This is a genomic window from Comamonas sp. Z1 (genome assembly GCF_008121555.1).
Taxonomy (GTDB): domain Bacteria; phylum Pseudomonadota; class Gammaproteobacteria; order Burkholderiales; family Burkholderiaceae_C; genus Comamonas; species Comamonas thiooxydans.
In genome coordinates, this window is sequence record NZ_VOQT01000003.1 from 132,926 (window position 1) to 145,322 (window position 12,397).

Genomic DNA, 12,397 nt, shown 5'->3' on the forward strand with positions numbered 1-12,397 from the left:
CAATTCAATAACAGCAAGGAGACAGACATGCAAATCGCTTTTATCGGTCTGGGCAATATGGGTGCGCCCATGGCCGTCAATCTGGCCAAGGCCGGCCACAGTGTCAAAGCCTTCGACCTGAGCCAGGAGGCCATCGCCAAGGTCGTGGCCGCCGGGGCACAGGCGGCCTCCAGTGCCCAGGAAGCCGTGCAAGGCGCCGAAGCCGTCATCACCATGCTGCCCGCCAGCCAGCATGTAGAGAGCCTGTTCCTGGGCCGCGACGGCGCGGCCGGTCTGCTCGCGCATATCGCCAAGGGCACGCTGGTCATCGACAGCTCCACCATCGCCGCGGCCACCAGCCAGAAGGTGGCCAAGGCGGCTCAGGCAGCGGGCATAGACTTCATCGACGCCCCGGTTTCGGGCGGCACCGGCGGTGCCATTGCCGGCACGCTGACCTTCATGGTGGGCGGCAGCGACGCGCAGCTGGCACGCGCCCAGCCATTGCTCGAAAAAATGGGGGCCAATATCTTCCACGCGGGCGGCGTCGGCGCGGGCCAGACGGCCAAGATCTGCAACAACATGCTGCTGGGCATTCTGATGGTGGGCACCAGCGAAGCAATCGCTCTGGGCGTGGCCAACGGTCTGGACCCCAAGGTGCTGTCCGAAATCATGCGTCGCAGCTCGGGCGGCAACTGGGCCCTGGAAAAATACAACCCCTTTCCCGGCGTGCATGAGAACGCGCCGGCCAGCAAGGGCTATGCAGGCGGCTTCGGCACGGACCTGATGCTCAAGGATCTGGGCCTGGCGCAGGACAACGCCACGGCCAACCGCGCCAGCACGCCGCTGGGCGGCATGGCGCGTTCCATCTATGCGGCGCACAGCCTGTCCGGCCATGGCGGCGAAGACTTTTCCAGCATCATCAAGATGCTGCAGAAAAAGGCCTGAGACCATGGCCCTGCCCCACGCCCAACCCGGGGTTCCCGTCGAAGTGCAGCCCTACGGCACTTCGCTGGGAAACCAGAAGACCGCTGCACTCTTCAAGTCCGACACCCTGGAAGTGATCCGTCTGGTGTTGATGGCAGGCAAGCGCCTGCCTGCGCATCAGGTGCAGGGCGAACTGACGATTCAATGTCTGGAGGGACGGCTCGCCGTCATCCAGGGCGCAAGCCGCCAGACACTGAGCGCGGGGCAGCTGCTGTTTCTGCCCGCTCAAACCATGCATGAGGTCGAGGCCGAGCTCGACTCCTCGGCCCTGATCACCATCGTGCTGCACAAGCACTAACCACCAGACCCGGTCACCGGCCAGTTGACCCCGCTCTGCTGCAGCGGGTGTCACAGCTGGCCTCCGGGCTTGAAGCCTGTCAAGCTGTCAGCTCTGACTCCGCAAGCGCTGACAGCTATTCTTTCCGAAGCGGACTGCTCCTGCTGAAGACTCCTTGTCTGCCCACGCAAATCGACTCCTGCTGACGCTTTTCTCAGTGGTGCAAATCGCTGCCCTGTGTTTAAGATGGCCCCGGAGGAAGTGATCGCTGCGTTGCTCTCAAGGAGTTCTCCATGATGAAGCTGACTGGACAGAACATTCTCATCCTCGGCGCCGGCAAGATCGGCTCAACGATCGCCGACATGGCTGCCGAGCTGCATGAAGCCACCGTCACGCTGGCCGATATGCAGCCCCCGCCCGGCAACGACCCGCAGATCCGCCCGCTGCAGCTGGACATCGACGACGATGCGGCGCTGACCCACACGCTGCAGCAGCACTCGCTGGTCATCAATGCACTGCCATTCTTCTGTGCCGAGCGCGTGGCCCGGGCAGCGGCGCGGCAGGGCGTGCATTACTTCGATCTGACCGAGGATGTTGCGGCCATGCGCGCCATACAGGACATGGCGGCGCAGGCACGCTCGGTGCTGATGCCGCAGTGCGGACTGGCACCGGGCCTGATCGGTATGCTGGGCGGCCATCTGGCCCAGCAGTTCGACGAGCTGTTCGATCTGCAACTACGCGTGGGCGCGCTCACGCGCCATGCGACGAATGCGCTGCGCTACCACTTCACCTGGAGCGTGGACGGCGTCATCAACGAGTACTGCAAGCCCTGCAACACCATCGTCAACGGCCAGCCCATGCTGGTGCCGCCGCTGGAGGGGGTCGAGCCGCTGATCCTGGACGGCGAGAACTTCGAGGCCTTCAACACCTCGGGCGGTCTGGGTACGCTGTGCGAGACGCTGCAGGGTCGCGTGCGCAACCTCAATTACAAGACCATACGCCACCCCGGCCACCGCGATGCCATGCATTTGCTGCTGCACGGCCTGCGCCTGATCGAGCGACGCGATCTGCTGCGCCAGGTGCTCGAAGGCGCGGTGCCCCACAGCCGCGAAGACATGGTGGTGGTTGCCGCCATGGCCAGCGGCAAGCGCGCGGGCCGGCTGGAGCAGCTGACGCGCGGCGCCCGCATCTTCGGTGCGGCGCTACGCGGCAGACAGCGCACGGCCATAGAGCTGACGACCTCTGCCGGCATGCTGGCCGCCGTGGAGCTGTTCGCCACGGGCCAGTTGCCGCAGCAGGGCTTTGTGCGCCAGGAGCAATGCACGCTGGCCGCACTCTCGAGCACCCGCGTGGCCCCCTACTTTGAAGGCCTGCTCGGCTGAAGCCTGTATCTCACACCAATCAGGAGGGACTGCCATGACCGCCATCTCCGCAACCGACTTCCAGACCGTGCTGAGCCGCTGCGGCATAGAGCTGCAGGCTCTTGAGGGCAAGGACATCAGCGTGCACTCGCCCATCGACGGCACGGAACTGGTCAGTCTGGCCACCCTGCCCAGCGCCCAGGTGCCTCAGGTCATAGACCATGCGGTGCAGGCTTTCAAGCAGTGGCGCCTGGTGCCCGCCCCAGTGCGTGGCGAGCTGGTCCGGCTCTGGGGCGAGGAGCTGCGCAGCGCCAAGGCCGATATAGGCCATGTGATTTGCTGCGAGGTCGGCAAGATAGCTCAGGAAGGCCTGGGCGAGGTGCAGGAAGGCGTGGACATATGCGAATTCGCGCTGGGCCTGTCGCGTCAGCTGCATGGCAAGACCATTGTTTCCGAGCGTCCCGGCCACCGCATCATGGAGCAATACCACCCGCTGGGGCCGGTGGCCGTCATTACGGCCTTCAACTTTCCCAGCGCCGTCTTCGCGTGGAACGCGGCGATTGCCCTGGTCTGCGGCAACCCGGTGATCTTCAAGCCCTCCGACAAGGCACCGCTATCGGGCCTGGCCACCTTCAAGGCACTGGAGCGCGCCATTGCCCAGTTTGGCGACCGGGCTCCGGCAGGTCTGGCGCAGATCGTGCTGGGCGGCGCAGCTGTCGCCGAGGCCCTGGTGGACAGTCCCCGGATTGCGCTGGTATCGGCCACTGGGTCGAGCCGCATGGGCCGCACCGTGGGCCCCAAGGTGGCGGCGCGCTTTGGCAAACGCATTCTGGAGCTGGGCGGCAACAATGCCATGGTGGTCACGCCGGCAGCCGATCTGGATCTGGCCGTGCGCGCCATTGTCTTCAGCGCCGTGGGTACGGCCGGCCAGCGCTGCACCTCGCTGCGCCGCCTGATCGTGCACCGCGATGTCAAACAGCCGCTGCTGGACAAGCTGCTGCCGGCCTATCGCAGCCTGCGCATCGGCAACCCGCTGCAGCCGGATACGCTGGTCGGCCCGCTGATCAACCAGGCATCGTTCGAGGCGCTGCAGCACTCGCTGAGTCAGGCGCTGAAAGACGGCGGTCATTTGCTGACGGGCGGCCAGCGCCAGCTGGAGCAGCAGTTTCCCCAGGGCTTTTATGTGGCACCGGCCATTGTGGACATGCCGGCCCAGACCAGCATCGTGCGACACGAGACCTTTGCCCCGCTGCTCTATGTGCTCAGCTATGAGGATCTGGAGCAGGCCATTGCGCTCAACAACGATGTGCCTCAGGGCCTGTCCTCCTGCATCTTCTCCAACGATTTACGCGAGGTGGAAGTCTTTCTGAGCGCGGCCGGCTCGGACTGCGGCATGGCCAATGTCAACATCGGGCCCAGCGGTGCCGAGATCGGCGGCGCCTTTGGCGGTGAAAAAGAGACTGGCGGCGACCGTGAGAGCGGCTCCGACGCCTGGAAGCAATACATGCGCCGCACGACCAACACCATCAACTACTCGCGCGAGCTGCCGCTGGCGCAAGGCATTCAATTCGGGTGAAGCACAGGCCTTGCCATCTTTGACTGCCGGGGAAAACCGGGCCCCAGGGAGCTGCTTTTCTCGCTGAGCAGCAAGAGGTGCACCGCAGTTGCGGGCCTAGCGGACTGCGGCTGGGAGTTCTGGCTGTGCGGCCTGCACCAGGTTCTGCACGCTGGCCACAAAGGCTTCGAGTACGGCCGGCATGCCCCGTGGCCGCCAGGCCAGCACGGCCGGAGTGGTCACCCGGCTGCCGCGCAGCGCCGCAAAGCACACACCGTTCATGCCCACGGTCTGCATGCAGGCCGGCACCAGGGCCACGCCCTGACCGGCAGAGACCAAGGCCATGACGGTCAGCCACTGGCGCGCGGCATGCCGTGTATGGGGATGGATGCCGGCCTGCTGCAGGCAGGCGATAACGTTGTCGTAGTTGGCCGGCGCCACCTCGCGCGCAAACATGACAAAGGTATCCTGGGCCAGTTCGCGCAGGTCGATTTCGCCGCGCCGGGCCAGCGCATGCTCACTGGGCAGACAGCAGACAAAAGCCTCCTCGCCTATGGACAGCGTGCGTATATCGTCCTGGGGCGTGCCGATGTTGAGAAAGCCGCAGTCGATCTGCCCCCTGGCAATGGCCTGCAGCTGATCGCGCGTGGACATCTCGTGCAGGCATAGCTCGACCAGCGGGCGCTCGGCGCGAAAGGCCCGGCAGAACCCCGGCACCTGGCGGTAAACCATGGACCCCGTGATGCCGATGTCCAGCCGCCCCTGCAGCCCCTGGGCCACGCCGCGCACCACCTCGGCCGCATGCTGGAGCTGAGCCAGCACCTTGCGCGCCTCATGCAAAAAGGCCTCGCCTGCCGGCGTGAGCTTCACGTTCTTGGCATCGCGCTCCATGAGTACCGTGCCCAGATCCTGCTCCAGCGCCTTGAGCGCCATGCTCAGCGGCGGCTGGGTGATGCACAGGCGCTGGGCGGCCCGGCCGAAGTGCAGCTCCTCGGCCAGGACCACAAAGTAACGCAGCAAATGGGTTTTCATCATGTTTCGCTAAGTTTGGCCAAGACCATACCCTAGCCGATCATTTGCTTCGGCCTCCATCTTCCACCGCAGGCCGTAGCAACAAAAACTTCATGTGAAATAAGCCTCTATCCCAATTACAGAAAGTGTAAGCAGCTATCAAAAACCGCATTGCTTTGTCGCCAGCGACAGAGGCCGGGATTTCGCCCCGGCGGGCGACCTTCTTTTCTTGCTCGTGCAAGCAAAGAAGGCAAAAGAACACGCCCCGACTGTCCGCGTCCCTGCGCTTCGCTACGGGCAAACCTGCGTCACGCCATTCGGGCTGCTCTGCCGCCCAACTCGCTGCGCGGCACGCCGCTTCGCTCAGACAGACGGCGGCAAGTCCGTTCACGATGCAACGCTGTCCTACGGCAGCGTTGCCCGCAGCCCGAACCGCGTGCCGCAGGCGCAGACACACGGGTAGATACGGGCGGCCTGCATGAGTTGCGACGAAGCCGGCCTCTGGCGCTTTAAAGATTGCGATAGCACCTACTAGTTTTCCAAAGAAGCTATCCCGCATCCGGTCTTGCCCCTTGTGCCCACGCCTGCGGCGGCAAGTTCTTGTGGCGCGCAGTTGCACCGCAGAGTGCAGCTGCATCGTCATCAAATTTGCGGCCGTTTGTCTGAGCGAAGCGGCTTGCCGCGAAGTGAGTTGGGCCGCACAGCCGCAAGAGCTTGACGACGCAGGTTGCCCGCAGGCACAGCCGGCGGGACGGGGGCAGCAGGGACTGTGTTCTTTGCTTACTTTCTTGCACAAGCAAGAAAGTGAGGCGGCAGGCGGGCCGAGACCCGCCCTCTGCAAACAAACCAAGCAGGTCATTAGCTTCGCTCACCATCTCCTGTTGCCAGGCAGGCGCAACACAGATTTCAAGGCAAATCAGCCTCTAGCCCAATCACAGAAAGCGCAAGTAGCTATCAGAAACAGCACCACTTCGTTTGCTTGACCTACCATCCCCTGCCGCTAGGCCCATCAATACGACTTGGGCAATCCCAGCACCTTCTCCGCAATAAAGCACATGATGAGTTGCGGGCTCACGGGCGCCAGGCGCGGAATCCACGACTCGCGCATATAGCGCTCCACATGGAACTCCTTGGCATAGCCCATGCCGCCATGCGTGAAGATGGCGGTCTCGCAGGCCTTGGCGCAGGCTTCGGCGGCCAGGTACTTGGCGGCATTGGCCTCGGCGCCGCAGGGCAGGCCCTTGTCATAGAGGAAGGCGGCCTTCTGCACCATCAGGTGTGCGGCCTCCAGCCCGATCCAGGCCTGGGCCAACGGGTGCTGCACGCCCTGGTTCTGGCCTATGGGCCGGTCGAAGACCACGCGTTCGTTCGCATACTGGGTGGCGCGCGCCAGGGCCGCACGGCCCAGGCCCACGGCTTCGGCCGCAATCAGGATGCGCTCGGGGTTGAGGCCGTGCAAGATGTACGAAAAGCCCTTGCCCTCCTCACCGATACGGTCCTGCACCGGGATGCGTAGGCCGTCGATGAAGAGCTGATTGGTGTCCACGCACTTGCGGCCCATCTTCTCGATCTCGGTCACGGCGATGCGGCTGCGGTCCAGGTCGGTGTAGAACAGCGACAGGCCCTCGGTGCCCTGGCACTCCTCCACGGGCCTGGTGCGGGCCAGCAGCAATATCTTGTTGGCCACCTGGGCCGTGGAGATGAAGACCTTCTGCCCGTGCACCACATAGACATCGCCGTCGCGCACGGCACGGGTCTGCAGCTTGAGGGTGTTGAGTCCGGCATTGGGTTCGGTCACGCCGAAACAGGCCTTGTCCCGGCCAGCGATCAGCGGCGGCAGCCAGCGCTGTCTTTGCTCGTCGGTGCCGAAGACCACGGCCGGGTGCAGGCCGAAGATATTCATGTGCACGGCCGAGGCGCCCGACAGTCCGGCCCCCGTGGCCGAGATGGTGTGCATCATCAGCGCCGCTTCGGTGATTCCAAGACCCGCACCGCCGAACTCCTCAGGCATGGCAATGCCCAGCCAGCCGGCTTCGGCCAGGGCTTGGTGGAAGTCGTGCGGAAAGCCGCCGTCCCTGTCCTTCTTCAGCCAGTAGTCATCATCGAAAGGCGCGCAGACCCGCTGCACGGCGTCCCGGATCTGTTCCTGCTCGGCGCTCCATAAAAAATCCATGGCGGCTTCTCTCTATCGGTTGAATTTCAATGAAATCCGCCTCAAGCGCCTGTCTCACAAGCGCTATCAGCTATTGTTTTTTATCAATCAGGTCGGCGCACGCGCGCCGGGTTCTCGCCATAGGGCGGGCTGTAGATGACCAGCAGACGCACGGGCTGGTCGCTGGTGACGCGAAACACATGCATGCAGTCCTCGGGAAAAAAGCAGGTGTCGCCCGGCTGCATGGCAAAGCGCTCGGTCTGGCCCTGGCTTTGCACCTCCACCTCGGCCGTGCCGTCCAGCAGATAGCAGGCCTGCTCCATGCCCGGATGGGCATGCGGTAGCGCGCCGCCGCCTTTTTCCAGCGTTCCGAGCACCACTTCCATGTGCTGGGCGCCTACATTGGCCTGGCTGACGAGGCGCCGGTTCACCGTGCCGTGATGGTTGGCGGGGCTGTATCCCTGTATGTCCTGCTCGCGGATCAGATAGCGGGGCATATGTCTGTCTCTCTTTTATCGTTGGATGATGAAGCCTGCATGCAGGCACCGCTGGCCTGCAGCGCGGCGATCTGCGCCTCGCCAAGACCCGCCTCGCGCAGCACCTGCAGCGTGTGCTGGCCCAGCTGCGGCGCAGCGCTGGCCTCGCGGCCCGGGGGCGTGGCGCTCCACTGCGTGGGATTGGTCGTGGTGCGCAGCCGCCCCTCGCTGGGATGCTCGATCTCGCGCACAAAACCCGTGGCCGCATGGTGGGGGTCGGCCAGCAAGTCCTCGGGCGAAGCCATGGGCATATTCGGCACATCGGCCGCATCGAGCAGCGCGCGCCACTCGGCCGTGCTGCGCTTGCGCATCAGGTTCGCCACCTCTGCATAGACGGCATCGATATTCGCTGCGCGCTGACCGTGGGTGGCAAACATGGGCTCGCGCATGCGCTCGCCCTGGCCTATGGCATTGAAGAAGCTGTGCCAGTGCTTGTCGTTGTAGATCAGCACGCAGAGATGGCCGTCGCTGGTGCGGTAGGGCTTGCGATGGCGCGTCAGCAGCCGCGCATAGCCGGCATCGCCCAGCGGCGGCTCGAAGCTCAGCCCGGCCATGTGATCGCCCAGGATGAACTGCGTCATGGCCTCGAACATGGGCACGACCACCGCCTGGCCCTGGCCGCTCTTCTCACGCGCATACAGCGCAGCGGTGACCGCATAGACCGCATGCAGGCCCGTGACCCGGTCTCCCAGCGTCATGGGCGCATAGGACGGCTCGCCCCCGCCGTACTGCTGGGCCAGCCAGGGCACGCCGGTGGCCCCCTGGATCAGATCGTCGTAAGCCGGCTTGGCCGCATAGGGGCCGGCCTGATCGAAGCCGCAGCAGCTCACATGGATCAGGCGTGGATGGCTCTGCTCCAGCGTCTGCCAGTCCAGGCCGAGTCTGGCCATGGCCTGGGGTCGCACATTGCTGATGAAGACATCGGCATCGGCCAGCAGCTGCAGCAGCGCCTGGCGTGCTGCGGCCTGCTTGAGATCAAGCACCACCGAGCGCTTGCCCTGGTTGGCCTGCAAAAAAATGGGGCCCATGCCGGGGTTGCGCATGGGGCCTACATGGCGCATGTTGTCGCCCTCGGGCGATTCCACCTTGATCACATTGGCGCCCAGGGCGGCCAGAATCTGCGTGGCAAACGGCCCCATGATCACCGAGGTCATGTCCACGATCCTGACGCCGGCCAGGGGACCGGCTGATGTACCCGCTGTGTGACCCGCTGACGGGCCCGCTGTGCGGCCTGCAGCCTGACGGCTATCGCTATGCATGCTCGTCATCTCACTGCGCCTCGATGCCGGCCTGCTTGACCAGTTGCCCCCATTTGGCGAGCTGCTCCTTCACATAGAGCGCGAACTCGTCGGGTGTGGCCGTGGGCCAGACTTCGAAGCCGACCTGGGCCAGTTGCTCCTGCACGGCCTTGTCCTTGAGGATGAGCTGCAGCTCGCCGTTAATGCGCTCGGCAATGGCCTTGGGCATGCCTGCCGGGCCGAAGATGCCGTTCCACGAGGTGATGTCGAAGCCCGGCAGCGTCTTGCCGATGGCGGGCACATTGGGCAGCAGCTGCGATCCCTTGGCCGCCGTCACGCCCAGCGTGCGCACGCGCTCGGTCTTGAGCGTGCCCCAGGCCGAACCCAGATCGGCCACATACATCTGGATCTGGTTGCCCATCACATCGGTCAATGCCTGCGGGCTGGACTTGTAGGGCACGCCGGTGATCTGCGTACCCGTGATGTATTTGAAGGTTTCCGAAGCCACCAGCGAGGTGCTGTTGGGCGTGCCGTAGGAGAGCTTGTCCGGATGCGACCTGGCATAGGCAATCAGCTCGGCCACGGTCCTGGCCGGCACCGAGGGATGGACCACCAGCGCGAACGGCAGCTCGCCCACGCGGGCCACGGGCGTGAAGTCCTTGATGGGGTCGTACTTGAGCCCCTTGACCAGCCAGGGATTGGCCGAATGCGAGGTGTTGGTGGTCATGAACAGCGTATAGCCGTCCGGCTTGGCCTTGACCACATGCGCGGCTGCAATCTGGGCATTGGCCCCGGCCCGGTTGTCCACCACCACGGGCTGCTTGAGTCGCTCGCCCAGCTTGTTGGCCACCACGCGCGCCACCGCATCGGTGCCGCTGCCAGCAGCAAACGGCACCACCAGCGTGATGGGGGCTGCGGGATAGCTCTCCTGAGCCAGCACCGTCCCGCCAAGGCCCATGCTCATGGTGGCTGCCAGGCCTGCGCTCGCACAGGCGCGCAGTAAAAATCGCTTGTTCATGCTTGTCTCCTTGTTCAGGCTGCGGCACCTGTATCCGGTGCCTGCACTGCATGCTGAAGCGTTCAATCATTCAAGTCCAATTGTTTAAACCGCATGAATGATTCGATTTACGAATCATTAAATCCAGTTGGACATTCCCAGCCGCTGCGCACGACGCCTCGCCTTCCCCCTCTACACGAAAAAATGAGCCGGATTTGTACCTGCGTCCCCAGCCCTTATGCCCTTGAGGTGGCGGCAGCGGCCCGCTCTGGCCAGGCCCAGAGACGTCGAGATCGGCGGAGCTTTTGGCGGCGAGAGCGGCTCGGACGCCTGGAAGCAATACATATGCTGCACTAGCAACGCCATCAGCTATTCACGCGAGCTGGCGCTGACGCAAGGCATTCAGCTTGAGCAAATAGCTGGAGCGGATACGGGGTTGAAGCGCCGCTCAATGGCAGACTGTCGCCTTGTTTCTTCTGTATTCCTCTGACCATGGCCGAGCCTCTCAAGCACCCCGGCAGCGACATCGAGTTCCATGCCGACCCGTCTCTTTTGCTGGCGCCCTTCGATATCTATGATCGGGAAGAGTCTTTGGGTCAGGAACTCGCAGCCTATGATCCCAATGATCCCCAGCAGTTGCTGCAGTTGCTCGATCGCTATTTCTTTCCCTGCTGTGAGCAGGCTTCATGGAGCACAGCGCATAAAGTGATGCTGACCCGGTCACTGCAAGCCGCCTTGCAAAGCCTGCAATACGACTTTGCAGCCCCACTGCAAGACAGCCATGACGACTGCTTCTACCTGCCCGCAAACTGGCGGATTCAGGCTCCTCGACAGTTCTTCCTGAACGCTTATTCGATCCTGCTGAAACGCTGGGCTGCAGAGTTCGCGACAGCGGGCTTCAGCCCCATGCCTGCCGAAAATCTACGGCACCTGGCATGACAGCTGCCAGCCGTTCCCCGACCTCTGCGATACGCGCCAAACAGCGCTGATGAGCAACGAAACGAGGCGATAAGGCCTGATGCCCTACAGCGCTGTCACAAAACGGTGATTGAACTTGGGCCCCACTCGGGGGAGAATGCCTTATTACCGCTTTCGCTCAGGTGCTGTCATGGACCATATCCACTCCACGCCCACCCACCAAGCTCTGGATGTCGCTCCTTACGGAGCCAGGCTTCCTGCCGCTCACTCGAGCGTGCTCTTCAAGGCGGAAGATCTGGAAGTCATTCGCGTCGTGCTGCGCTCGGGCCAGTCGCTGCCGCCGCATCGCGTGCCTGGCAGCGTCAGCCTGCAATGCCTGGAAGGTCGGCTCGAAGTTCTCATCGGCCAGACCGTGCATGAACTGGGCCCCAAGCAACTCATGCATCTGCCAGCCAATATGCCCCACGCCGTGCGTGCCATGGAAGACTCGTCCGCGATTGCCACCATCGTGCTCTGTGAGGCCTGAAGAACTTCTATCGAACGGGCAAAAACTGCATGAACGGGCCGGCAAGCAATCCCTGCGCATAGCCGATGACGGAGCGCCGATAGCGCTCGGTGGTGTAATCCGCCACCAGATCCAGCCGGCCTATGATCTTTCCCATCTCGCGCTCGAAGCTCAGGTTGCGCCCCTCTTCCGCTATCTGATTCGATAGCAGCAAGGGCTTTCCACCGGGCGTCTTGCGCGAGTTGAGAATCCAGTTGGCAATTTCCAGATTGCGCGCTGCATTGAAGACATGCTGCGGGTCCAGCCCGTCGATCAGCGTGAAGCTGGTTCGCCCGCCATGCGCGGTGATCAGCATATCGGCTGCAGCATGGACGAAGGCCGCGACCCGGTCTCCGGCGAACTCGGGCTGCAAGGCCAGGGACAGCGCTGCCACATCGCGCTTGTCCTGCAGTTCATGCCAGGGCTGGCGCTCCATGACGGCAATGCGCACATAAGTCATGGCCGCCTCCCGGCTGGAGGCGGTCTTTTTCCATTCGGCGGGGTTGCGGCGATAGAGCTTGTCCATGATGAGAAACAGGCTCTCCAGATTTTCCTTCATGGCCAGCGTTGCCATGCGGTTGCTGTCGGACTGCAGCAGCTCGCGCGAGTGAAAGTCCTCGCCCTTCACTTCGCCGTGATTCGTGGGGGCACTGGAACAAGCGGCCAAAGCGCAAAGCACAAGCCCTGACAGCAGCCACCGCCCCATGAGCGGGCGAGCACGCAGGAAATCGCGCGTGCAGTGGCCTGCGGCGGCATGGGGCAAAGCTCGTGCGGCTGTCATGCTACAAACATAACAGCAGATGCAACGTGTTCAATCACGCCAGAGGCGCGCGATTGTTATCAAT

At 63.6% G+C, this 12,397-nt stretch carries 12 protein-coding genes; 6 read left to right on the forward strand and 6 right to left on the reverse strand.

The window, feature by feature from the left end; translation table 11 throughout:
- The first annotated feature begins 27 nt into the window (after positions 1–27).
- The 4 genes from mmsB to FSY45_RS07245 all read left to right on the forward strand — a co-directional run bounded on the left by mmsB (position 28) and on the right by FSY45_RS07245 (position 4,177).
- Complete coding sequence (gene mmsB / locus FSY45_RS07230) at positions 28–924, forward strand: 3-hydroxyisobutyrate dehydrogenase (RefSeq protein WP_003067480.1); 897 nt, start codon at positions 28–30, stop codon at positions 922–924.
- A gap of 4 nt (positions 925–928) precedes the next feature.
- The gene (locus FSY45_RS07235) at positions 929–1,261 is read left to right on the forward strand and encodes a cupin (RefSeq protein WP_046460207.1); all 333 of its coding nucleotides are present in this window, start codon (positions 929–931) and stop codon (positions 1,259–1,261) included.
- Positions 1,262–1,533: 272 nt separating this feature from the next.
- On the forward strand, positions 1,534–2,622 hold the full coding sequence (locus FSY45_RS07240; RefSeq protein WP_046460206.1) for a saccharopine dehydrogenase family protein: 1,089 nt from the start codon (positions 1,534–1,536) through the stop codon (positions 2,620–2,622).
- Between the two features lie 34 nt (positions 2,623–2,656).
- Entirely contained in the window at positions 2,657–4,177 is a 1,521-nt protein-coding gene (locus FSY45_RS07245; protein WP_046460205.1) for an aldehyde dehydrogenase family protein, read from the forward strand.
- Between the two features lie 96 nt (positions 4,178–4,273).
- Here the strand turns inward: FSY45_RS07245 and FSY45_RS07250 are convergent, their stop codons facing one another.
- The 5 genes from FSY45_RS07250 to FSY45_RS07270 all read right to left on the reverse strand — a co-directional run bounded on the left by FSY45_RS07250 (position 4,274) and on the right by FSY45_RS07270 (position 10,111).
- Positions 4,274–5,191 carry a LysR family transcriptional regulator gene (locus FSY45_RS07250; RefSeq protein WP_046460204.1) on the reverse strand — a complete coding sequence of 306 codons (918 nt, stop codon included), beginning with the start codon at positions 5,189–5,191 and terminating at the stop codon, positions 4,274–4,276.
- 985 nt (positions 5,192–6,176) lie between these two features.
- A complete protein-coding gene (locus FSY45_RS07255) occupies positions 6,177–7,340 on the reverse strand; it encodes an acyl-CoA dehydrogenase family protein (RefSeq protein WP_046460202.1) in 1,164 nt (387 codons plus the stop codon).
- 83 nt (positions 7,341–7,423) lie between these two features.
- The gene (locus tag FSY45_RS07260; protein WP_148747979.1) at positions 7,424–7,816 is read right to left on the reverse strand and encodes a cupin domain-containing protein; all 393 of its coding nucleotides are present in this window, start codon (positions 7,814–7,816) and stop codon (positions 7,424–7,426) included.
- Positions 7,801–9,123 carry a CaiB/BaiF CoA-transferase family protein gene (locus FSY45_RS07265; RefSeq protein WP_080944368.1) on the reverse strand — a complete coding sequence of 441 codons (1,323 nt, stop codon included), beginning with the start codon at positions 9,121–9,123 and terminating at the stop codon, positions 7,801–7,803. Before FSY45_RS07265 ends, FSY45_RS07260 begins: the two co-directional genes overlap by 16 nt.
- Before the next feature lies 1 nt (position 9,124).
- Positions 9,125–10,111 carry a tripartite tricarboxylate transporter substrate binding protein gene (locus tag FSY45_RS07270; RefSeq protein ID WP_003067463.1) on the reverse strand — a complete coding sequence of 329 codons (987 nt, stop codon included), beginning with the start codon at positions 10,109–10,111 and terminating at the stop codon, positions 9,125–9,127.
- A 471-nt stretch (positions 10,112–10,582) separates the two neighbouring features.
- Here FSY45_RS07270 and FSY45_RS07280 point away from each other — a divergent pair, with 471 nt between their 5' ends.
- Together FSY45_RS07280 and FSY45_RS07285 are read left to right on the forward strand one after the other, a co-directional pair.
- On the forward strand, positions 10,583–11,029 hold the full coding sequence (locus FSY45_RS07280) for a hypothetical protein (RefSeq protein ID WP_034362677.1): 447 nt from the start codon (positions 10,583–10,585) through the stop codon (positions 11,027–11,029).
- A 169-nt stretch (positions 11,030–11,198) separates the two neighbouring features.
- A complete protein-coding gene (locus FSY45_RS07285; protein WP_029158280.1) occupies positions 11,199–11,534 on the forward strand; it encodes a cupin domain-containing protein in 336 nt (111 codons plus the stop codon).
- Between the two features lie 7 nt (positions 11,535–11,541).
- Here the strand turns inward: FSY45_RS07285 and FSY45_RS07290 are convergent, their stop codons facing one another.
- Positions 11,542–12,333 carry a hypothetical protein gene (locus tag FSY45_RS07290; RefSeq protein WP_046460199.1) on the reverse strand — a complete coding sequence of 264 codons (792 nt, stop codon included), beginning with the start codon at positions 12,331–12,333 and terminating at the stop codon, positions 11,542–11,544.
- Positions 12,334–12,397 lie beyond the last annotated feature (64 nt).

Excerpts from the sequence above, each read along its gene's own strand:
- FSY45_RS07260 (WP_148747979.1), bottom strand. The coding sequence starts at position 7,816 with ATGCCCCGCTATCTGATCCGCGAGCAGGACATACAGGGATACAGCCCC.
- FSY45_RS07265 (WP_080944368.1), bottom strand. The coding sequence starts at position 9,123 with ATGACGAGCATGCATAGCGATAGCCGTCAGGCTGCAGGCCGCACAGCG.
- FSY45_RS07270 (WP_003067463.1), bottom strand. The coding sequence starts at position 10,111 with ATGAACAAGCGATTTTTACTGCGCGCCTGTGCGAGCGCAGGCCTGGCA.
- FSY45_RS07235 (WP_046460207.1), top strand. The coding sequence starts at position 929 with ATGGCCCTGCCCCACGCCCAACCCGGGGTTCCCGTCGAAGTGCAGCCC.
- FSY45_RS07250 (WP_046460204.1), bottom strand. The coding sequence starts at position 5,191 with ATGATGAAAACCCATTTGCTGCGTTACTTTGTGGTCCTGGCCGAGGAG.
- FSY45_RS07280 (WP_034362677.1), top strand. The coding sequence starts at position 10,583 with ATGGCCGAGCCTCTCAAGCACCCCGGCAGCGACATCGAGTTCCATGCC.
- FSY45_RS07240 (WP_046460206.1), top strand. The coding sequence starts at position 1,534 with ATGATGAAGCTGACTGGACAGAACATTCTCATCCTCGGCGCCGGCAAG.
- FSY45_RS07290 (WP_046460199.1), bottom strand. The coding sequence starts at position 12,333 with ATGACAGCCGCACGAGCTTTGCCCCATGCCGCCGCAGGCCACTGCACG.
- FSY45_RS07255 (WP_046460202.1), bottom strand. The coding sequence starts at position 7,340 with ATGGATTTTTTATGGAGCGCCGAGCAGGAACAGATCCGGGACGCCGTG.
- FSY45_RS07245 (WP_046460205.1), top strand. The coding sequence starts at position 2,657 with ATGACCGCCATCTCCGCAACCGACTTCCAGACCGTGCTGAGCCGCTGC.
- mmsB (WP_003067480.1), top strand. The coding sequence starts at position 28 with ATGCAAATCGCTTTTATCGGTCTGGGCAATATGGGTGCGCCCATGGCC.
- FSY45_RS07285 (WP_029158280.1), top strand. The coding sequence starts at position 11,199 with ATGGACCATATCCACTCCACGCCCACCCACCAAGCTCTGGATGTCGCT.